23 protein-coding genes are annotated in these 22,316 nt (G+C 40.4%); 12 read left to right on the top strand and 11 right to left on the bottom strand.

Annotated features, from left to right (window positions below):
• Window positions 1-34: 34 nt before the first annotated feature.
• A complete protein-coding gene (gene emrD / locus M5X66_RS17460; RefSeq protein WP_036950922.1) occupies window positions 35-1,219 on the bottom strand; it encodes a multidrug efflux MFS transporter EmrD in 1,185 nt (394 codons plus the stop codon).
• Window positions 1,220-1,661: 442 nt separating this feature from the next.
• Here emrD and fpr point away from each other — a divergent pair, with 442 nt between their 5' ends.
• On the top strand, window positions 1,662-2,408 hold the full coding sequence (gene fpr / locus M5X66_RS17465) for a ferredoxin--NADP(+) reductase (protein WP_154609494.1): 747 nt from the start codon (window positions 1,662-1,664) through the stop codon (window positions 2,406-2,408).
• Between the two features lie 11 nt (window positions 2,409-2,419).
• Here fpr and M5X66_RS17470 read toward each other — a convergent pair whose 3' ends face one another.
• Window positions 2,420-2,842: a DUF805 domain-containing protein gene (locus M5X66_RS17470; RefSeq protein WP_036950836.1), complete on the bottom strand. Its 423-nt coding sequence runs from the start codon at window positions 2,840-2,842 to the stop codon at window positions 2,420-2,422.
• Between the two features lie 52 nt (window positions 2,843-2,894).
• Between M5X66_RS17470 and M5X66_RS17475 the strand changes: the two genes are divergently transcribed.
• The 3 genes from M5X66_RS17475 (at window position 2,895) to M5X66_RS17485 (ending at window position 5,987) form a co-directional block, all read left to right on the top strand.
• Window positions 2,895-3,521, top strand: coding sequence for a DUF1454 family protein (locus M5X66_RS17475; protein ID WP_036950834.1), 627 nt, complete (start codon window positions 2,895-2,897; stop codon window positions 3,519-3,521).
• 196 nt (window positions 3,522-3,717) lie between these two features.
• The gene (gene tpiA / locus M5X66_RS17480) at window positions 3,718-4,488 is read left to right on the top strand and encodes a triose-phosphate isomerase (RefSeq protein ID WP_036950832.1); all 771 of its coding nucleotides are present in this window, start codon (window positions 3,718-3,720) and stop codon (window positions 4,486-4,488) included.
• 533 nt (window positions 4,489-5,021) lie between these two features.
• Window positions 5,022-5,987, top strand: coding sequence for an OmpG family monomeric porin (locus M5X66_RS17485; protein WP_036950830.1), 966 nt, complete (start codon window positions 5,022-5,024; stop codon window positions 5,985-5,987).
• Window positions 5,988-6,077: 90 nt separating this feature from the next.
• Here M5X66_RS17485 and M5X66_RS17490 read toward each other — a convergent pair whose 3' ends face one another.
• From M5X66_RS17490 to M5X66_RS17530, 9 genes are all read right to left on the bottom strand, one after another.
• Complete coding sequence (locus M5X66_RS17490; RefSeq protein ID WP_051422603.1) at window positions 6,078-7,091, bottom strand: sulfate ABC transporter substrate-binding protein; 1,014 nt, start codon at window positions 7,089-7,091, stop codon at window positions 6,078-6,080.
• A 183-nt stretch (window positions 7,092-7,274) separates the two neighbouring features.
• The gene (gene pfkA / locus M5X66_RS17495) at window positions 7,275-8,252 is read right to left on the bottom strand and encodes a 6-phosphofructokinase (protein WP_036950827.1); all 978 of its coding nucleotides are present in this window, start codon (window positions 8,250-8,252) and stop codon (window positions 7,275-7,277) included.
• Between the two features lie 410 nt (window positions 8,253-8,662).
• The gene (locus tag M5X66_RS17500; RefSeq protein ID WP_036950825.1) at window positions 8,663-9,607 is read right to left on the bottom strand and encodes a phosphatidate cytidylyltransferase; all 945 of its coding nucleotides are present in this window, start codon (window positions 9,605-9,607) and stop codon (window positions 8,663-8,665) included.
• The gene (locus tag M5X66_RS17505) at window positions 9,604-10,245 is read right to left on the bottom strand and encodes a lysophospholipid acyltransferase family protein (protein ID WP_036950823.1); all 642 of its coding nucleotides are present in this window, start codon (window positions 10,243-10,245) and stop codon (window positions 9,604-9,606) included. The genes M5X66_RS17500 and M5X66_RS17505 overlap by 4 nt, the downstream gene beginning before the upstream one ends.
• A gap of 236 nt (window positions 10,246-10,481) precedes the next feature.
• Entirely contained in the window at window positions 10,482-11,237 is a 756-nt protein-coding gene (locus tag M5X66_RS17510) for a M48 family metallopeptidase (RefSeq protein WP_036950820.1), read from the bottom strand.
• Window positions 11,238-11,491: 254 nt separating this feature from the next.
• Window positions 11,492-12,073: a HutD/Ves family protein gene (locus M5X66_RS17515; RefSeq protein WP_036950818.1), complete on the bottom strand. Its 582-nt coding sequence runs from the start codon at window positions 12,071-12,073 to the stop codon at window positions 11,492-11,494.
• Between the two features lie 154 nt (window positions 12,074-12,227).
• On the bottom strand, window positions 12,228-12,515 hold the full coding sequence (locus M5X66_RS17520; RefSeq protein WP_108479168.1) for an addiction module antidote protein: 288 nt from the start codon (window positions 12,513-12,515) through the stop codon (window positions 12,228-12,230).
• 53 nt (window positions 12,516-12,568) lie between these two features.
• A complete protein-coding gene (locus M5X66_RS17525) occupies window positions 12,569-12,775 on the bottom strand; it encodes a type II toxin-antitoxin system RelE/ParE family toxin (protein WP_270103755.1) in 207 nt (68 codons plus the stop codon).
• Between the two features lie 287 nt (window positions 12,776-13,062).
• The gene (locus M5X66_RS17530; protein WP_036950811.1) at window positions 13,063-13,623 is read right to left on the bottom strand and encodes a Spy/CpxP family protein refolding chaperone; all 561 of its coding nucleotides are present in this window, start codon (window positions 13,621-13,623) and stop codon (window positions 13,063-13,065) included.
• Between the two features lie 151 nt (window positions 13,624-13,774).
• On the opposite strand from M5X66_RS17530, the gene cpxR reads away from it, so the two are divergent.
• From cpxR to M5X66_RS17570, 8 genes are all read left to right on the top strand, one after another.
• Window positions 13,775-14,473: an envelope stress response regulator transcription factor CpxR gene (gene cpxR / locus M5X66_RS17535; RefSeq protein ID WP_006660535.1), complete on the top strand. Its 699-nt coding sequence runs from the start codon at window positions 13,775-13,777 to the stop codon at window positions 14,471-14,473.
• The gene (cpxA, locus tag M5X66_RS17540) at window positions 14,470-15,840 is read left to right on the top strand and encodes an envelope stress sensor histidine kinase CpxA (RefSeq protein WP_036950809.1); all 1,371 of its coding nucleotides are present in this window, start codon (window positions 14,470-14,472) and stop codon (window positions 15,838-15,840) included. Before cpxR ends, cpxA begins: the two co-directional genes overlap by 4 nt.
• 872 nt (window positions 15,841-16,712) lie before the next feature.
• The gene (locus tag M5X66_RS17545; protein ID WP_270103756.1) at window positions 16,713-17,672 is read left to right on the top strand and encodes an FAD-binding oxidoreductase; all 960 of its coding nucleotides are present in this window, start codon (window positions 16,713-16,715) and stop codon (window positions 17,670-17,672) included.
• A 21-nt stretch (window positions 17,673-17,693) separates the two neighbouring features.
• A complete protein-coding gene (rfbF, locus tag M5X66_RS17550; RefSeq protein WP_270103757.1) occupies window positions 17,694-18,467 on the top strand; it encodes a glucose-1-phosphate cytidylyltransferase in 774 nt (257 codons plus the stop codon).
• Window positions 18,468-18,470: 3 nt separating this feature from the next.
• Window positions 18,471-19,553, top strand: a complete 1,083-nt coding sequence (rfbG, locus tag M5X66_RS17555; RefSeq protein ID WP_270103758.1) for a CDP-glucose 4,6-dehydratase — start codon at window positions 18,471-18,473, stop codon at window positions 19,551-19,553.
• Window positions 19,553-20,866, top strand: coding sequence for a lipopolysaccharide biosynthesis protein RfbH (rfbH, locus tag M5X66_RS17560; RefSeq protein WP_270103759.1), 1,314 nt, complete (start codon window positions 19,553-19,555; stop codon window positions 20,864-20,866). The genes rfbG and rfbH overlap by 1 nt, the downstream gene beginning before the upstream one ends.
• 43 nt (window positions 20,867-20,909) lie before the next feature.
• On the top strand, window positions 20,910-21,449 hold the full coding sequence (locus M5X66_RS17565) for a dTDP-4-dehydrorhamnose 3,5-epimerase family protein (protein WP_270103760.1): 540 nt from the start codon (window positions 20,910-20,912) through the stop codon (window positions 21,447-21,449).
• Window positions 21,450-22,316 (top strand): NAD-dependent epimerase/dehydratase family protein, encoded by an 867-nt coding sequence (locus tag M5X66_RS17570; RefSeq protein ID WP_270103761.1) that lies wholly within the window; start codon window positions 21,450-21,452, stop codon window positions 22,314-22,316.

Raw genomic sequence — 22,316 nt, forward strand, 5'->3', positions numbered from 1 at the left:
CCCCCTTAACATAAAACTTAATCAGTATTCTAAATTAAACCATACGCTCGGTATGACTCATACGACGCGCTAATGGTAACCAGCACAACACGACCAGCATCGACATCAAGAACATCAGTAAGCCAAGGCTAAACTGGCCATTTTGTGGCATTAACGCAGACACCCACGTTGCAACACCAGAACCCACGTTCTGTAAACCACCCACTAATGCTCCTGCTGCACCGGCTAAATATGGGAATGGCTCCATCGCACCAGTAGTCGCCAACGGGAATAACATCCCAGCGCCAAAGAAGAAAATGGCGGCAGGTACCAACAGTGTCCATGTATTCATGATGCCAAACCAACCTGGTACCCACATCATGATGCCCGCAGCTAAACAAATCAGTACAGACTGCCACATCAAGGTGGAGAAATTCTTACCTTCACGCCCCGCGTACCAAGCACCAAAGAACGCCGCAGGAATAGGCAAAATAAACAGAATACTGACGGTAATACTGCTTAGCCCTAAGACACCACCCATCAATACACCGCTACAAGCTTCAAAAACAGCGATCCCCGCCAGAGCACCAATCAACATCGTCAAATACGAAAGAAACGAACCGTTAGATAATAATTCACGGTATGACGCCACTAAATTATGTTTTTCAGGTGAAATAGGACGAGTCTCCGGCATCCAGCGATACATACTGAACAACACTCCGCCACCCAACAGGAATAAGAAAATATAACAGGCGTGCCAACCAAAGAAATGCGCCAGTATCCCACCAAACATAGGGGCTAACAGTGGGCTCACTAACACCCCCATATTGAGCAAACTATTGGCGTAACGTAGTGCAGTGCCTTTATACAGGTCACGCGGCATGGTTCTCACCATTACTCCAGCAACCCCTGTACCTAAACCTTGTAAACCACTCGCGACCGTCAATACCGTCAGCGTTGGGGCAAAAATAGCGACAATCGTTGAAATTAAGAAGATAGATAACCCAGCTAAAATCACCGGACGGCGACCAATTTGGTCAGATAACGGACCATACAGTAGCTGGGAAAAACCGTAAGAAAACAGATACGCCGCCATAACGCGCTGTACAGCACCCGAAGGTTCACCGAAATACACCGCAATTTCAGCAATCACGGGGACATAAACAGTTTGAGTCATTTGCCCAACCGCAGCGAGGGCAATCAACATTAGCAACAGATTAAAATTTTCAAGCTTTCTCATTTTGCTCTCAGACATTCACAATTCCTGAGCACACAATAGCGCCGCATTATTAAAGTTTAATAACACGAACAGTTGCACTCAGGATTAAATAATAGATTTTTATTCGTTGTTTTGCCCATTACATTGGAATTATATAACTAGCAAACAATTGATGTTGTTCTTGTGTGATAAAGATAACAAAATTTATGAATTTTTCGAGGTAGGACACCATTTTAATTTACTTCACGTTGGCAGTAATATTCGCCACCTCTGTCAACTTAACTGTACATTAAAATTACCAAACTCCTCATTTGCAGAACAATCTACTAAAACACTTTATCGATAAGCATAAACAATGAACTGATCTAGTATGAAATCCTATTAAGTTCAGCAATGTATATCTTAAATAATTCACACTGTTGAATACTTTCTCTGAGGCTTTTTCGATAAGAGGGACAAATTTATGGCGAATTGGGTAACAGGTCGGGTGGTTGAAGCCAAATATTGGACAGAAACCTTGTTTAGTTTAGTGGTGGATGCGCCTATTCAACCGTTTATTGCAGGACAATTTGCTAAACTCGCCCTTGAAGTTAATGGGGAACGCGTTGCCCGCGCCTACTCGTATGTGAATGCCCCCAGTGACAACCGCCTTGAATTCTATTTCGTCATTGTTCCCAATGGAAAACTGAGCCCGAAGCTAGCTGAGCTACAAATCGGCGATACACTGCAAATCACCGATGAGGCCTCTGGCTTCTTTGTGCTAGATGAAATCCCAGAATGTAAACATCTTTGGATGCTTTCAACAGGTACGGCTATTGGTCCATTTCTCTCTATTTTACAAGAGAATAAAGGGCTAGAACGCTTTGAAAAAATCGTCTTACTGCATGCCGTGCGTTACCAAAAAGATCTGAGTTACCTGCCGCTCATGCAGCAATTAGAGCAGCAATTCCAAGGAAAACTACGCATTGTCACTGTTGTGAGCCGTGAACACGCCCCCGGCTCACTATATGGACGGGTTCCCGCATTAATTGAAGATCATCAATTGGAAGAGTTTGTTGGGTTGCCGATTGACGCAGATAAATGCCACATCATGCTGTGTGGCAACCCAGAAATGGTGCGAGATACACGGGATAAACTCAAAGAAACCCACGGGTTAGTTAAACATTTACGCCGTAAACCGGGACATATTACTAGCGAACAGTACTGGTAATAGCCTAACTGCTAAGACAGATAATCGACCTTATCTGTCTTTTCTCCATACGGATTTTCACCTTCCATTCCTACAAAAACGCCACAATCAATCAGCATCATCATCGTAATCAGCAATGGAAGAAAGCGCCCAATACCCCATTGCCAAATTTCGGCCAATTGGCTGACATCGAAGGAAAAAAGAGCAAAAGCTAACACGACTAAAGCAAACCATCCTCCCGGCTTACCTCTATCGTGAAGACGCTTGGTGAAAATTGCGGCAAGGGGATATAGTAATAAAATAAACAACACCACCACAACAACATCCGGTAATGAAAACGCGTTTTGAAAGAGAGAGATCAGGGTCATCAAAATAAAACAGCCTGCAACTCCTGCCCAAAATGGTCGCCGTCCTATTCTACCTTTAAAGGAAAAAGCCCATTGTAGTAATGTCATTGTCTGTAATCCTGATACAATATTAATCTCTGAAGAATAAGTGGCAGAAAAAATGGCTCAACCAATATTCCGTTCCATGTCCATCATCATAACCGCTTTTGTGTGCTATTTTCCACAAATGGCACTCTCCCAAAAGGTACCGACGTTACCTGATACCAACTTAAGCGTTGCGTATTTAGCCCCCGATGCGCCAACCTTTAATCTCACGATCCCAGAGCTACGTAGTCAATTTAATCAAACCTATAAAGATTTGTATCTTCACGAATACAAAGTGATTGCTAGCCAAGATATATCCGTACCCTACATTCGCGCCGCATCACGTATTAATCAACAAATATACTCATCTGCTGTCCTCGAACGGGGTAGTGAGAAAATTAAAAGCTTACAAATCACATTATTACCTACTGACAATGAAGCTGACGCCCAAGAAAGTCGCCAATTAATTGAGCGCTATATCATCGCTATTATTCATCAATTTGACCCTAATGTTTCTTTGGATAAAGCCCCTGAGCTGACCGCAGCGCTGAACAAATTTATGGCCAATAAAGCCCCAACCCGCGCAGAAGAAGCGAGATTAGGCGCATTGCGATATATTTTGGTAAAAAGTGACAATAATGTGCTTACTTTTGCTGTTGAACCGATTAAGCTAGAACAACAAGCAAGCGAAAGCAGTAAATAATTGAGAGCAACAAACACGCGAAATGGATGATGATCACGCTCTGGCAATAAGCATGATGAAAAGCAAAGCTATTATTATCCATTGTTCCTATAATGCAGGAACAGCGACAGAAACGTCTCGTTGCGCGTAATACCTTGATCGCGTGATGAAAAACTAATCGATAAATCATTCAAACTTTTTGGTTGGAGGAAATAACATGCGACATCCATTGGTAATGGGTAACTGGAAACTGAACGGCAGTACCCAGATGGTCAATGAACTGATTGCTGGCCTGCGTAACGAACTGAGCAGCGTTGATGGCTGTGACGTAGCAATTGCACCACCAGCAATGTACTTAACTCAGGCTAAACACGCTATCGCTGGCAGCCGCATTGCATTAGGCGCACAAAACGTTGACGTCAATCTGTCTGGCGCATTCACTGGCGAAATTTCTGCTGAAATGCTGAAAGATGTCGGTGCAAAATACATCATCATCGGTCACTCAGAGCGCCGTACTTATCACAAAGAAAGCGATGAGTTCGTTGCAAAACAATTTGCAGTACTGAAAGAACAAGGTTTAATCCCAGTTCTGTGTATCGGTGAAAGCGAAGCTGAAAACGAAGCTGGTAAAACAGAAGAAGTTTGTGCTCGCCAAATCGATGCAGTCCTGAACACATTAGGTGCAGAAGCATTCCAAGGTGCTGTTATCGCTTATGAGCCAATCTGGGCAATCGGAACCGGTAAATCAGCAACTCCAGCGCAGGCACAAGCCGTACATAAATTTATTCGTAGCCACATTGCGAAAAAAGATGCAGCTGTCGCTGAGCAAGTAATCATTCAATACGGCGGTTCTGTTAACGCAGGCAACGCTGCTGAGTTATTCACTCAACCAGATATCGATGGTGCTTTAGTGGGCGGTGCGTCCTTAAAAGCGGACGCTTTTGCGGTGATTGTTAAAGCTGCAGCTGAAGCCAAAAAAGCTAAGTAATTAAATTCTGTATTTAATCACTTCATTTAACCGTCTATTTTAATTTAACGTTAAATAGACGGTTTTATTTTCCATTCAATCAAATAAAAATAATAAAAAAAGAATTTAAAAAATCATTAATTAAAAACATAAACCATTACTTTACATTTAAAAAATTACTGTAAAATAAAAAAATATAAGTATCAGACAAACTTCAATTTCATTTAAAATATAAATAAAAATCGAACAAACACAATCTACTAGGTAATGAAAAGTTAGCTAACACACTAATTTAAATACCTATACCATCAAAAATTAACCATAGACAACCTCAAGATAATTCATTTAGATTGCTTGCGTCGGCTCGCCGACTTTTCATTATTAATGTTTTTTATTCTGCTCTCTTTAAATTAGTAACATAATAAAAATCAATGGCTCATTATTAATTATAGTGGCGTCACTCTTCAAAGAGTTCGACAGACTCTTGCTTATTATAATTAATCTGTGAGTCCATCGATTTTCAATCATTAAATAATTAAAGCATTCTATAAAGGATGAATATGAAGTTTATAACGAGTTTAATTCTTAATACTGCAATTCTTAGCACAGCAATCATTTTCCCTATCGCCAGTTATTCTCAATCCAGTGATAATCATTGGCACGTTAAAACCAATGTGTATGTCGAGCTCGAAGAGTATCAAGGTCAGCGGGATTCACAGAATAACAAAGTGTATGACAAAGCCAGTATGATAGGTAAGTTATCACTGAGTAATCCGGCATCCACTTGGTCGTTTGATCTCGAACACCGAGAAACCTTAAGAAATCACGGAAAAAACTTTGCCAATTCCCGAGATTCCTACATTCGTAATCGAACCCAAATCGGTGTAACCAAACAGTTCATTAAAGATAAAATTTCCAACCTCGATGTCAATTTCACCTACCGCAAAGAATCTAATGATGGAACGCCAGGCTCTAAGGCCCGCTCATCCAACAGCCTCTATTGGGTTATGCCTTCCGGTTCAATTAACCTTGATGAACGATGGACATTTAATTATTGGGGTGCACTTTACTACTACAGTAATTTCTATGAGGCCAATAGCTACGAATTTGAATCTGAAGTGGGTGTGAGTTATAAACTCACCGATAGCATTAAAGCCAAAGTCAGCTATTACAGTGATAAAGCGTGGGATAATGAGTTCACCACCCAATCCTTACAACGCCAAATTCGCCTTGGCTTACCCGTGACTATTAACCAAGATTGGAGCATTTCCCCTTATTTCCGTTATCTCATTAATGATAATGAGTACAACAGTAGAGGCTCGCTCACTCAGCAACTACGCAGTGGCTACCGTATCGGAACTCAAGTGGAATACAAAATGACACCGAAGTTAGCATTATGGGGCGGCGTTGCCTATGAACCCACTAAATGGAAATACCCGAAAGGCAGTGAAAAAACATCAGGAAACAGTAATAAACAAACGATGTATCTCGGTCAGCTAGGCGTGAAATATAGCTGGTAGCGATAAACATTCAGCAATCATAAATTCCTAGCCGTTCCGCCATGATAGCGGACGGTTAGGAGCTTAATTTGGTCTTTAAATCGTTAGCGATTAGCGGCGAATGATTTCATCAAAGATCCCACCATTAGCAAAATGCGTTTTCTGCGCTTGTTGCCAACCACCAAAATTCTCATCCACGGTGAGCAATTTCAATTGTGGAAACTGGTTTTGATATTCTTTGGCTACTTGAGCATCTCGTGGACGATAATAGTTTTTTGCGGCAATTTCTTGCCCTTTAGGTGAATACAAAAACTCTAGATAGGCTTGTGCCACTTCACGGTGATCTCGCTTATCCACCGTTTTATCGACAACAGCAACGGTTGGTTCTGCCAAAATGGAAATACTCGGGGTAACAATTTCAAAATCCCCCTTCGCGCCTAACTCATTAATGGCTAACAACGCTTCATTTTCCCACGCAATCAGTACATCGCCGATTCCACGCTCTACAAAGCTGTTGGTTGCCCCTCTCGCCCCAGAGTCTAGCACTTCAACATTTTGATAAAGCTGCTTCACAAACTGTTTTGCCTTCTCTGGATCATTATGATTTTTTTCTAATCCATATCCCCATGCAGCCAAATAATTCCAGCGTGCGCCACCCGATGTTTTCGGATTAGGCGTCACAACCGAAACGTCTTTTCGGATCAAATCATCCCAATCATGGATATTTTTCGGGTTATCTTTACGCACTAAAAAGACAATGGTTGAAGTATAGGGTGCAGAGTTATCGGGCAGTTTTTTCAGCCAGCCTGGATTAATTTTGCCACTTTGTGCAATCGCATCCACATCGTATGCCAAAGCTAGCGTCACTACATCTGCCTCTAACCCATTAATCACCGAAGTAGCTTGTTTGCCGGAACCGCCATGAGACTGGCGCACCGTCACTGTATCCCCCGTTTTTGCTTTCCAATAATCACCAAACTCTTGATTATATTGGCGATAAAATTCGCGAGTCGGGTCATAAGAGACATTTAAAATTTGGATATCTTTCGCCCATGCTCCCGCAGTTAATAACAATAAAGAAAATGCCGCTATTGGATAGCGTGAACTTTGCCAGAAACGTACCATCATCCTTTTCTCCATTAATTGAATACGGAATCAGGCTGACAGATACCCACGGCAACGGGAAATACCGAAAAGGTAAATCTTATAAATAAGAAGAATATCGAGGGGAACAAGGGCAATCTTCGCCGATATGGTCAGTATAAGGCCAACCATACCGGTGAGATTTGCAATAATAGAGGTGAGAAATTAGTACAGTTTTTTCGCTGTTTCCAGCCAATCTTTCTTGAAGACGCGTTTCATGTTCATGACCGCATCAACAATATCATGGTGAACTAATTTTTCATTTTGGATCCCTACACAACGCCCGCCGTAGCCTTCAAGCAGCAGTTGGATTGAGTATGCACCCATGCGAGAAGCCAAAATACGGTCATAAGCCACTGGAGAACCACCGCGCTGAATGTGACCTAATACAGTTGCACGAGTTTCATGATGAGTTTCTGCTTCAATGTATTTTGCTAACTCATCCACATCGCAAACGTGCTCGGTGATAGCAACAATTGCATGGCGCTTGCCTTTTTCAATCCCACGTTTGATTTCCAACAATAACTCTTCGCGGTTAAATGGCATTTCTTGTTCTGGCAGAACTAAAAACTCACAGCCACCTGCAATGGCCGCAGAGAGGGTCAGATCGCCACAATAACGCCCCATCACTTCAACGATAGAGATACGTTTGTGAGAAGTCGATGTATCACGTAAGCGGTCAATCGCTTCAACCACAGTTTCTAACGCAGTAAAATAACCGATGGTGTAGTCTGTACCAGCAACGTCGTTATCAATTGTGCCCGGTAAACCAATGCATGGGAAACCTAATTCAGTTAGGCATTTAGCACCAAGATAAGAACCGTCACCACCAATAACAACCAATGCATCGATGTGGTTTTTCTTCAGGTTTTCAACCGCTACCGCGCGGACTTTTTCATCACGGAATTGAGGGAAGCGAGCAGAGCCTAAGAATGTACCGCCACGGTTGATCATATCCGAAACGCTATAACGGTCTAATTGCTTCATGCGGTTTTCATAAAGGCCGAGGTACCCATCAAAAATACCCATTACTTCTAAACCTTCTGCGAGAGCTGCACGTACTACGCCGCGGATCGCTGCGTTCATACCCGGTGCATCTCCACCGCTCGTTAACACTCCAATTCTTTTAATCTGCTTGACCATGATGACCTCTGATTAATGAACATAAATTGCAAATCTACGAAAAAACCACCGCACTGCACTGATATTCACTGCGACTCACTGACGGATTAACCGCAAAACTCAGCCAATAATTTTGCTGAATTGATTCAACAAGCGAAATAATACGACAAAGCAAGGATTATGCATGGGTTTTCTCGCCAACTTTTATGTTTTCTTGTGATCTCGATTACATAATTTTAGCTCAAATGACGAAAACCAATCCACTCAACGCAATCATCTTACTTCGAAGTACAAATTAAGTCTCGATGATAGCATGTTAATCTCAGCACGACCCCATCATTGCAAGATGCGGAGCATTTTCCTATAAAAAAAGCACCCTAAGGTGCTTCTGCAGTTGATGAAAAATAGAAGAATCTAGGGATAACAGCTAATTAGGTATAAAAATAACGCGTTAGGTGGAAGAAAATTGGTGCAGCAAAACAGAGAGAATCAATTCTATCTAACATTCCGCCATGCCCTTCAATGATGGCACCAAAGTCTTTGATCCCGCTGTCGCGTTTAATTGCAGACATACACAGACCACCGACAAAGCCCATTAAGGTAATCGCCAATGACATTAACCCTGCAGCCCACCAACTAAATGGCGTCACCCAATACAAACAGATACCAATTAACACTGAAGTTAATATTCCGCCAATAAATCCTTCGACGGTTTTATTTGGGCTAAGCTTAGGTACAATAGGGTGTTTGCCCAGTAACTTACCAAAGACATATTGCAGTACATCAGAGATTTGCGTGACCACAATTAAGAACAGCAGCAGCTTAACGTTTTCCCCTTGGTAACCTTCAATATTCAGCATCAATAATGCCGGTACGTGGCTCAAGCAGAATACCGTGACCAACATACCCCATTGTATTTTCGCCGTACGTTCGAGGAAGTGGTAAGTATCCCCCGCCAACGCGATTCGCGTCGGTAAAAACAAGAAGACAAACACGGGCACAAAAATCGAGAACATCCCATACCACTCAATCCCAACCAGCACATATTGCAGAGGAAGGAAGACGAAAAAACACCAAAATAGCGCTTCATGGTCGCTACGGCGTGTCGGCGCTAGCGTAATAAATTCCCTTAATGCAAAGAAAGAGATCAACGCAAACAGGATCACGACCCCGATATTCCCAAGTACCACAGCCAAAACGCAGACGATGCACATCACCCACCAAGCACGAATACGAGCATTTAAGTTATCAATGGTTGGGTTACTTTTTTCCCCTGAATAACGGTATGCCAGAATACCGCCTATTACGCTGGCAACCATCAAAATACCGAAGACACCGGATAACAGCAGTGCTAATTCACGATCCCAAAGACTCATGGCATCATCTCCTCAAGTGCAACTTTCGCTCTTTGCAAAAAATCCGCCTTATTTTCATCTTCAGCCAGTGGGGATAGTGGCTTCCCAACCGTTGCTGAACAGATAACTGGAACCACGAGCTTTGTTCCTTTCGGTAGCACGCGATTTAAATTTTCCAAATACACCGGGACGACTTCAACATTGGGATATTTTTTTGCTAAATGATAAATTCCGCTTTTGAAGCTACCCAGTTCCTCGCCATCTCCTCGAGTTCCCTCTGGAAATAAAATTAATGAATGGTTTGCAGCAAGCACCGCTTCTAGTGGCCCAAGGACAGACTCTTTTGCAGGTTTGTCCCCTTTTCTATCAACCAATACAGCTCGAAACACTTTATTGACGAGGTATCGGCGAAATGGCGTGCCATCCCAATAATCTTTGGCGGCAACAGGGTGAACAAAATGGCGCATTAAGGGAGGCAGCCCTGACCAGATAACCAACCCGTCGAGGTGGCTTGAGTGGTTAGCATAGTAGATGCGGGGGGTAATAGCCGGTTGGCATCCGACCCAACGTGTACGGACACCCGTTAATAAACGACAAGTACCGGACAACAGCATTCCCATTCCTTTCGCCAGTAGAGAAACTCGCTGTGTTTTTTCCATCTTTTTTCCTTGCTCTCTTATCGAGCACAAATAAAACAATGATAAAAAAATTCTTAATCGTATTTGCTTAATAAGATATGCAGCGTCGAACAAGAGCACAACTGGATAAGTTCTGATTTGTGACTTTATTTTCACCACCAGAATTAAGATAAAGTGCAGGTTATATATAAAACTCAGATGTTAGATAAAAAATGGGGAAGCCTTAGCTTCCCCATTAATATCATTCAAGATAAAAATTATTTTTTATCTGCCGCGATACGGTCACGGATATGTTGTGCACGCTCATCTGACGGTGGGTGAGAATCAAACATGCTAGTTTCTTTGCTGCCCAGTTTTGCTAATTTGTCAAAACCAGTCACTAAACCTTTAGTATCTACACCACGTTTTTTCAGCAGATCATAAGAGAAATCATCTGCTTGGCTTTCTTGATGTTGAGAGAACTGAGAGTTAACCAGTTTTTGACCCAGCTCACCTAACTGTGAAGAGCTTAATTGAGTCGCAACATCGTTACCTGTTGCCGCTGCAGCAGTACGTGCTGCAACTGCTGCATAAGCAACTTGCATTGCTTTACGGGTATGACCTAAAGCAACGTGACCCATCTCGTGACCCAGAACGCCTTCAACTTCGTTGTCGTTCATGATGTCCATCAGACCGCTGTATACACGTACACAGCCATTTGCCATTGCCCATGCGTTCACATCTTTGGTCATATAAACTTTATAGTTAACCGGAGTACCGTCAACTTCGTTACCCAGTGCTTTAGCAATTTTGTTTAAGCGTTGAGTATATTTGCTTGAAGCTGGAGCAATTTTGTTTTCTGCATCCATCTCTTTACAAGCGTCATCACTGAATTTTTTAACATCTGCATCAGATAATGTTGCAGCTTGGAATAATTGCATTCCAGAGTTGGTCATCAGCCCAGTGTCCATACTCTTACAGCCAGTCATAATGACCGCAGAAACTGCGACCGCAACAAGCGCCTTCATTTTCATCTTCTTTTTTTTCCTTGCTACAAAAATTATATTACTGTTTTTAATAAACCATTCTCGTTCTAATAACGATTAGGAGATATAGCCTAAAGATTCTGTTTAAAATCACAATAAGAATAAAGCCATTAAATAAGCAATCTATGAATTTGATAACAATTTTGTCCAAAGAGTGAAATTATCAGAATTATCCGCTAACTAAATAGTCGCGATTTGACTGAGTTAAATCACTCTAAAATGACTTAAATGGCTTTGTAGCGTTATCTTTCGAATAACTCAATCACACAAAAGTCCCCATGACGCTCAGGAGAAGCAATATATTGCGTAGGAGTACCTGATTTTTCGACCAATAGGGTTTCAAAATCATTTAAGACTGAGTGCTGCCCATCTACCTGCAACTCTAGCTTGCCCTGTAAGTTAAAAATCAGCACACAGTTTCCATTACTGATCCACGAGTTTGCTGACTCACAAGATACCCACTGCAGCCGAGCTGAATACTTTTCAGGGTTGTAAATCAAATTAAAATCGCGGATGGCGTCATTAATTAATTCGGCATACACATCACTTTCACCATTAAAGGCGTAAAATTGCTTTTGTAATAAAGAAACTGATGGGTTTTTATCTATCTGCAGCACAATCCCGGAGCCTTCCAATACGCCAATAATGCGCTGTTTATTTGGGAAGAAAGAGAATGAGCCAGCGGATTTTACGTCTGCAATCGACACTCGCCAGTCAAAATTTTCTAGTCCTTCGCCGTGGCTTCTTGCGAGTTCTAACGTAAATCCTTGCCCATTTTTCCAAGGCATTTTTTTATAATCGTGAGCAGTAAGTTTCTGGATCATGGCGCAATATGACCTCTTTGGATGTGTGAAAATCTATTTTGCAAGTGTTCAGAATAATCGTTGGAAATAAAGATAGTACGTGGAAAGTGAATGTATAGACAACATATCAGTAATAAAAATATTACTGATAGTAATAGAAGAGTAAAAAAGAGGGTTATCTTGCGCTCTTAAATTGCAACTTTAGTCCTAGTGAATGAACTATCTTCAAGATAGTGGTAAATGCAGGGTTACCTTCACCAGATAGTGCCTTATATAGCCCTTCTCGGCTCATTCCTACTTCCTTTGCTAATTGGGTCATATTTCTCGCTCTCGCAATATCGCCTAATGCCGCAAGAATGAGTGCCGTATCGCCTTCTTCTAATATTTCATTAAGATACAGCTGAATTTCTTCTTCGTTCGTTAAGTGCTCAGCAATGTCATACTCTTTTATTTTAATATTCATAGATCACCTTCAATTTCACGAAAAATTTGTTTGGCTTTGTCGATATCTTTTTGCTACGTCGATTTATCACCACCGCTGATTAACAATACGATTGTATTATCAATCTTTCTTAAATAAACGCGATATCCTTTCCCTTCATGTATTTTTAATTCAGAAAAACCATCACCTATTGATTCAACATCACCAAAATTGCCTTGCTTCAAACGCCGAATTCTTATCTGTATTTTTGTTTTTGCTCGAATATCTTTCAGGTCATGCATTCATCTATTAAAAATATCTGTCGTTAGTACGGTCAACATAGAGCCTCCCTTCTCGCTATCTGTTAACTATAGTTATCACACCCACATTGTCAACTATAGTTAACATAGTTCCATTTAACACAAAAAAAAGCCCCTTAAAAAGGGGCTATAAAGACAGGGATGGTGTCTATGGCAAGGAAAAACTTCAGTTATTGCTACTTCACTACTTACTTCGAAACTCAACGATACAGCTTAGAAACTCAACTACAGGCTTTAAAAAACTCAACTACACTCACTACTAGGAATCTCTACTGCATAACTTGATATTCAGCGAACTTATGCTGATTAATTTGCTCAAGCTGCGCCTTTTGCTCTGGCGTCAGTAACTGGTAAAGCTCGTGATGGATGCGAGCCATCTCAACGCGTTCATCCAATTCTTTTTGCAATTGTTTCTCAAGTTGCGCTCGGACAGCTTTATCATCAAAGCGATCCGCTATAATAAGTTTGTGTAATGACTCACGTTCTTGTATTGAAGCAACATTTTCACCATGACGGTGGCGCTGGGTAGCCATCAAGTCACGAAGCTGTTGGCGCTGTTTCTCACTCAACGTGATACCATTAAACATAAATTCACTGGCACGTTCGTCGCTATTTAATGATTCAGGGATCTGAAACTGAATAGCAATATGTGTGGTTTGTAGTGGCTGGTCCGGTTGCATTTGAAGCACTAATGATGGTTCATCATTAACACTACTTTCAGATGCTTCACCAAACGCAGCGACTGGCCCGAAAACAAATGCAGAAGCTAAAACGTATGCGGCTGTTTTATGTACTGAACTGTGTTTTGTTCTGTGTACTATTCTTTGCATTTAGATACCTTGTCTCCGAACGATGCTCGTGATTCAATGGAGTTAAATATACGCGGTCGGCTGCAAACTAGCGTCAGAGCATGTAAAAGAACGTAAAGTCATGGAAACGTGAAGATTGTTATCGTATTTTGGCAGTTGGAGGACTTAATTAATGCATAAAATCCTATTAGTTGATGACGACCGTGAACTCACGTCGCTTTTAAAAGAACTGCTGGAAATGGAAGGTTTCAATGTTGTCATCGCTTATGACGGTGAGCAAGCATTACAGCAAATCGATTCATCCATTGACCTATTATTACTCGACGTCATGATGCCGAAGAAAAACGGTATTGAGACATTAAAAGAGTTACGCCAAATTCACCAAACGCCAGTCATTATGTTAACGGCGCGTGGCAGTGAATTAGATAAAGTGCTGGGCTTAGAGCTCGGTGCCGATGACTATTTACCAAAACCATTTAACGATAGGGAGTTAGTAGCGCGGATTCGTGCGTTACTGCGCCGCTCAAACTGGAGCGAGCAAACTCAAGGGGACAACAGCAACACCCCAACCTTACAAGTAGATAAATTACAGCTCAATCCGGGTCGTCAAGAAGCCAGCTTCGATAACGAAATCCTTGATTTAACCGGCACCGAGTTTACTTTGCTCTATCTATTAGCCCAGCATTTAGGGCAAGTGGTTTCAAGAGAGCATTTAAGCCAAGAAGTTTTGGGTAAGCGCCTCACGCCATTTGACCGTGCGATTGATATGCATATTTCAAACTTGCGCCGCAAACTTCCAGAACGCACCGATGGTCAACCTTGGTTTAAAACCTTGCGTGGACGCGGTTACTTGATGGTTTCTGCCACATGATCAACAGCTTAACAGCTCGAATATTTGCGATTTTCTGGTTTACCCTCGCACTAGTATTAATGCTAGTGCTGATGGTGCCTAAGCTCGACTCTCGGCAGCTCACCGTCCTGATGGAAAGTGAGCAACGCCAAGGGGAGATGCTTGAGCAACACATCGAAGCCGAACTCGCGCAAGCTCCAATGAACGACCTACTTTGGTGGCGACGGATTTCCAACGCCATCAAAAAATGGGCGCCCCCAGGGCAACGGCTGATTATCGTGACCAGTGAAGGCCGCGTGATTGGTGCGATGCCGAGTGAAATGCAGGTGATCCGCAACTTTATTGGTCAATCAGATAATGCCGACCATCCGAAGAAGAAAAAGTACGGACGCGCAGAAATTTTGGGCCCATTTTCTATTCGAGACGGTGAAGATCATTACCAACTCTATTTAGTTCGCCCTGCAAGCAGCCCGCAATCAGACTTTATTAACCTCTTGTTTGACAGACCATTTTTACTCTTGATTGCCACAATGTTAATCAGCGCACCGTTGCTATTATGGCTATCATGGAGCTTGGCTCGCCCTGCCCGTAAATTAAAAATGGCGGCGGACGATGTGGCAAAAGGTAACTTGCGCCCACACCCAGAGCTAGAATCGGGTCCACAAGAATTCTTATCGACGGGTAACAGTTTTAACCAGATGATCAGTGCATTAGATGGCATGGTCACTGCCCAGCAGCGATTGATTTCTGACATATCTCACGAGTTGCGCACCCCACTCACACGATTACAGCTAGCGACGGCATTATTACGTCGCCGCCATGGTGAGAGTAAAGAGCTGGAGCGCATCGAAACAGAAACTCACCGTTTAGATAGCATGATCAATGACTTGCTGGTTCTCTCTCGCAGCCAGCATAAAAATGAAATTCTTCGCGAACACATCAAAGCCGATGAGTTATGGGGAGATATTCTGGATGATGCAAGCTTCGAAGCGGAGCAGATGAACAAGACGCTGGATGTCACGTCGCACCCTGGCTCATGGCCGTTATATTGCAATCCATCCGCCATTGGCAGTGCGTTTGAAAACATAGTGCGTAACGCACTGCGCTACTCAAACACCCATATTGCGGTTGATTTCAAAGAAGAAAATAACGGTATTTTGATTACTGTCGACGATGATGGCCCAGGTGTTAGCCCTGCTGACCGCGAGCATATCTTCCGACCTTTCTATCGCACCGATGAAGCTCGCGACAGAGAAACCGGTGGTACAGGGCTTGGCTTAGCGATTGTTGAAACTGCAATTTCCCAACATAAAGGCTGGGTAAAAGCTGACGACAGCCCGCTAGGTGGATTACGCCTACAGATTTGGCTGCCAGAACACGGACGCTAATCTTACATTATGAAGGTCTTTGGTGCTTATATGCCAAAGACCTTTTTATATATCAGCCATATATTCCTATCTTATTTCGCCGAATATTCCCTACCAAACTCAACCTGCCTGATAATTAACTTATTCATATTCACAAACAGTGATGAAATTAGTGTCTCAAACATTTAATGATATTTGCCTATACGCGTTTACCACATATACTTGTAAGTAAGAAATAGCTCAGACAATTCTTATAAATATTATATTTCATTGATTATATCGTTATTCGAGTAATTACTTTTTCCTACACCACACGGGCGTGATCTATTTATATATTAATAACATACATCAAGTTACAGCTGTGATTATCATTATTTTTTATACTATCTAGCCGTATACATGCTTTTTCTTGACTATCAGATTAGCCCCTAAGTATAGATACCACTCAAACCAATATGCCACCCAATGTGAAATTAACAATTTTTGATAGAACTATATATTAATAACTCACTTAATGGTTTCAAAAAGGTGATCAGAAGATTACAAGCAAAGTAGTGATTTTTAGGCGTCTCACACCGATAGTCACTCCGATACTTTAGTGCTATTATTAAGGGCTTTTGATTGATTGTGCTTACGGCACGGGTCAACCTATATGGGAAGGCTATCATAAGCAGTGTTTATTAATTGAGTAATCATGCAAAAAATGCAGTATTTTCAATTAATAAACACTAAATTCTGAAATTCAATGGCGCTCTGGGACCCGATAACCCAGTGCGGTAGCTATGCAATTTATACATTATCAACCTTTCCACATTCATACCAAGCATTACTGTTTAAGTTACCTTAAAGAAAGTAACCACAAAATTCTTAATTAAACATTTATAAGCTTTTATATGCGATATCAAATAACAATTGAACCAGCAGGTGTTACCTATACCAGTGAAAATAATTTATTGGATGATGCTTTAAGTCAAGCGGTTCCTATAGAATATAGCTGTAAGACTGGTGATTGTAGAACTTGTCAAGCTGAGATAATTTCAGGCACAGTTAAAAATGAACATGATGAAATTGTATGTAATGGAAGCATTTTAACTTGCCAGTCTAAAGCACAATCTCATTTAACCCTTAAAGTTAATTATTATCCAGAATTAAAGGATATTAAAGTTCAAACTTTACCTTGTAAAATTTCTTCCATTAAATATGCAACAGATGATGTTATTATTTTAAAACTTCGCTTACCTCCTACTAGTAATTTTATATATCTCCCAGGCCAATATATAGATTTAATTTATAAAAACATAAAGCGTAGCTATTCAATTTCAAATATAAACTCTAAAGAATTAGAATTGCATATTCGCTATGTACCTACAGGTGTAATGTCCGACTATATTTTCAAGCAATTTAGTGAAAATCAGCTAATGCGGATAGAAGGTCCCAAAGGGACTTTCTTTGTGAGGCAAAATTCTAAACCTCTCATATTAATAGCAACAGGTACTGGGATAGCTCCAATAAAAGCTATTTTAGAACAACTGTTAGCAATAAATGATCCTAGGCATGTATACATATATTGGGGTATGCAATATAAAAATGAATTGTATTGTACGGAAATAGAACAATACGCAAAAAAATTTCCTCATATACACTTTAACCCTGTACTTTCTAAAGAATCAGATTGGAAAGGTCATCAGGGATATGTACAAAATGCCGTCATAAAAGACTTTGATTCTTTAGCCACAATGGAAGTCTATGCTTGTGGCTCACTTAACATGATCCAAGAAGCCCAAGATCTGTTTTTTCAATACGGGCTTCCCTCTGATGCATTTCACTCAGATGCATTCACCCCTGCGAAATAATTTAATTAGCTGGAGATATTAATGAAAGCAGTAATCCTTGCGGGTGGTTTTGGCACTCGTTTAAGCGAAGAAACATCAGTTAAACCCAAGCCAATGGTTGAAATTGGGGGAAGACCCATTCTATGGCATATTCTGAAACAATACTCAGCTCATGGTATTAATGATTTTATCATCTGCTGTGGCTATAAAGGTTATATCATAAAAGAGTATTTTGCTAATTACTTCCTACATATGTCAGACGTAACTTTCGATATGAAAAATAACCTAATGGAAGTTCATCGAAAACGAGCCGAGCCATGGACTGTCACCTTAGTTGATACTGGCGAAAACTCAATGACAGGGGGAAGGTTAAAACGTGTAGCTGATTATCTAAAAGATGAAGAAGCTTTCTGTTTCACATATGGAGATGGCGTAGCCAATATAGATATTTCCAAGAGTATTGAGTTTCATAAACAGCACGGAAAAAAAGCAACACTTACAGCGACTTTTCCTCCAGGTAGATTTGGTGCATTAGATATTAAAAATAGCCAAGTTAATAACTTTAAAGAAAAACCCAAAGGCGATGGCGCGATGATCAATGGCGGCTTTTTTGTATTGTCTCCCCAAGTGTTAAACTATATTGATGGGGATAGCTGTGTTTGGGAGCAATATCCTCTAAATCAATTAGCACTAGATGGCGAACTGATGGCCTATGAGCACCAAGGTTTTTGGCAACCAATGGACACATTACGTGACAAAATTTACTTAGAAGAATTATGGCAATCAGGCAAAGCACCTTGGAAAATTTGGGAGTAATTTATGAATCCAAATTTTTGGCTTAATAAAAAAGTATTTATAACAGGTCATACCGGCTTTAAAGGATCTTGGCTGTCTCTTTGGCTAATAGAAATGGGCGCTATCGTTAAAGGGTATTCTTTAGCTCCACCAACAACACCTAGTTTATTTGAAGAAATGCAACTATGGGCAAGAATGGAATCTATAGAAGGTGATATTCGCGATTTCATGCACTTGCGTCAAGAAATACATGAATTTAAGCCTGATATTGTTTTCCATATGGCAGCCCAGCCACTCGTTCGCCTCTCATATGATGAACCTATAGAAACATATTCTACTAATGTAATGGGCACTGTTTATTTACTTGAAGCTGTAAAGCAGGTGGGTGGAATTAAGGCTGTTGTAAATATAACTTCTGATAAGTGCTATGAAAATAAAGAATGGGTTTGGGGATATCGTGAAAATGAGCCTATGGGTGGCTATGATCCATATAGTAACAGTAAGGGCTGTGCAGAACTTGTAGCATCATCTTATCGTCAGTCCTTTTTTAATAAAAACAAGTACCATGAGCATGGCTGTGCAATAGCATCTGTTCGCGCAGGAAATGTTATAGGTGGGGGGGATTGGGCATTAGATAGACTGATTCCTGATATGCTAAAAGCCTTCTCATCTAATGAAAAAGTTGAAATACGCAATCCTCATTCTATTCGACCTTGGCAACACGTTTTAGAACCTCTTTCAGGTTATATTACCGTCGCAGAGCACCTCTATAACGATGGTTGTGAATATGCAGAGGGCTGGAATTTTGGTCCTAAAGATGAAGATGCTAAGTCTGTTGAGTGGATTGCAAATCAATTAAGTAATCTTTGGGGAAATAATGCTGAATGGTTCATCAGTGCTGGTGAACATCCACATGAAGCACACTATCTTAAATTAGATTGCTCCAAGGCTAAAATGCGCTTGGACTGGCAAGCTGTCTGGGATTTACAGCAAACATTAGAGAAAATTGTAAATTGGCAAAAAGCATGGCTAAACAAAGAAGATATGCATCAATATACAATTAATGAAATTAAAGAATACATGATTGCAAGAGCAGGTAATAAATAATGTCAAAAGAACAAATAAGAAAGCAAATAGCAGAACTTGTACAACAATATGCAAATCTAGAATATGCTCCAAAGGAGTTCATTGGTGGTAAAAGTGTAGTACCACCTTCAGGAAAAGTTCTCGGTGCGAAAGAGTTACAACTGATGGTAGAGGCTTCTTTAGATGGTTGGCTTACAACAGGTCGCTTTAATGATGCTTTTGAAAAAAAACTTGCAGAATACCTTGGAGTACCATACCTATTAACTACAACTTCAGGTTCTTCTGCTAATTTACTCGCACTTACGGCATTAACATCACCTAAACTCGGCTCAAGACAACTTAAGCCTGGTGATGAAGTCATTACGGTTGCTGCTGGCTTTCCGACAACAGTTAATCCAACAATTCAAAATGGCTTGATTCCTGTTTTTGTTGATGTCGATATTCCAACATATCAAATTAAATCTGAAATGATAGAAGCTGCCGTCTCTGACAAAACAAAAGCTATCATGGTTGCTCATACCTTAGGCAACACATTTGATTTAACCGAAGCGCGCCGCATCGCTGACAAATATAATCTCTGGCTAATAGAAGATTGCTGTGATGCATTAGGTTCCACCTATAATGGACAAATGGTTGGAACTTTTGGAGATATTGCTACAGTAAGTTTTTACCCTGCCCATCATATAACTATGGGGGAAGGTGGAGCTGTATTTACCAAAAGTAAAGAACTACGCACTTTAATTGAGTCATTTAGAGATTGGGGGCGTGATTGCTATTGTGCACCAGGTTGCGATAATACCTGCGGTAAACGTTTTGACCAAAAATTAGGGTCATTACCTGAAGGTTATGACCACAAATATACGTACTCACATCTAGGCTACAATTTAAAAATTACTGATATGCAAGCCGCTTGTGGCTTAGCCCAAATGGAATCAGTAGAGACATTTGTCCAAGCCCGTAAAGATAACTTTGAATATTTAAAAGCTGGGCTAGTGAATTGCGAAGAGTTTATCATTTTGCCAGAAGCAACTGAAAATTCAGATCCTTCTTGGTTTGGTTTCCCAATAACTATAAAAGAAGAAAGCGGAATTGCTCGTGTAGATTTACTTAAATTTATGGATCAGTACAAAATTGGTACTCGCCTATTATTCGCAGGTAACTTAACGCGTCAACCTTACTTTGAAAATGTTAAATATCGAATTGTTGGCGAGTTAACCAATACAGATATTATTATGAATAATACTTTCTGGATCGGTGTCTACCCTGGCTTAACTAAAGAGCATTTAGATTTCGTTATTGAGAAATTTGAAGAGTTTTTCGGTGTAAACTTTTAAATCAGAAAAAGCCAATTTTTTAAATTGGCTTTAATATACCATTATGCAAATTAAAGAATTGAACATCTCAGGATGTTTCCTAGTTAATCTCCCCTCATTCAAAGATGAGAGAGGGGGATTTGTAAAAACATTTAATATTGATACTCTCACTGGTAGCCCTCTAGAGTATTTTAATTTGAAAGAAGAGTTTTACTCTACTTCAAAAAAAAATGTCTTACGTGGGTTACATTTTCAAAAGCCTCCCTCCGCACATAATAAAATCGTAACTTGCACTGATGGAAAAGTTTTAGATTTTTTCGTTGATTTGAGAAAAACCTCCAATACGTATGGAAAACATATAGCCCTTACATTAGACAGTGAGAATCCTCAATTATTATATTTACCTAAAGGGTTAGCACATGGTTTTTTAACTCTCAGTGAAAATGCAACTTTGTTGTATAAAACAGATTTTGTATATTCACCAAAAGATGATCAAGGAATACTTTGGTCAAGTATCGGATTAGAACTCCCAAATAATGAGTTCATAATCTCAGAGAGAGATAATAACTTTTCTCCCTTAGCTGACTATAAAAGCCCATTCTAAATGAAAATACTAGTAACCGGTGCATCAGGTTTTATTGGAAGCCAATTCTGTAAATATCATTCATCAGTATTTGAACCTATTGCTTTGGTTCGCAACTCTAGTTTACCTATTGAAAATACACGATACTATGATGGAAGCTATGATTCACTTTGCCAGGCTTTAGAGGATATTGATATAGTATTACATCTAGCAACATACTATACCGCTGAACATAAACCTGATGATATTCATAAAATTATTGATGCAAATATCAGTTTTGGTGCTCACTTATTAGAAGCAATGAAAGAAAGAAAAGTTAAAAAGCTTATAAATATTGGCACTACATGGCAATATTATATGGGTGATGACCATCGGTATGCTAATTTATATGCTGCATCTAAGCAGGCATTTCAAGAATTTGTAAACTGGTATGTAGACTCGCAAGGCTTCAGTGTAATTAATTTGCATCTAAATGACACATATGGCGAAGAAGATACACGAAAAAAATTGCTCCAATTATTGATTGAATGTGCTGTGACTGGGCGTGCACTAGATATGAGTCCAGGAGAGCAACAATTTGAAACCTGCTATATACGTGATGTTATACAAGGTATAGAAATAGCCTTAGAAATAATTAATGATAGCCCATCCCACTATAATGAGACATATTCCTTGTTATCCGGAAATAATCATACATTAAAGAAATTGGTATCAATAGTTGAATCAATAACAAATGAAAAAATCTCTATTCATTGGGGAGCTAGGCCCTATAGAAATAGAGAAGTTATGGAGATACCTTATAACTGCTATAAAATTTTACCGGGATGGCAGCCGAAAATATCAATATACGACGGCATTGAAATTTTATTTAAAAAATATAAGGTATAA

Origin of the sequence: Providencia sp. PROV188 (genome assembly GCF_027595165.1) — a bacterium.
Lineage (GTDB): Bacteria > Pseudomonadota > Gammaproteobacteria > Enterobacterales > Enterobacteriaceae > Providencia > Providencia lanzhouensis.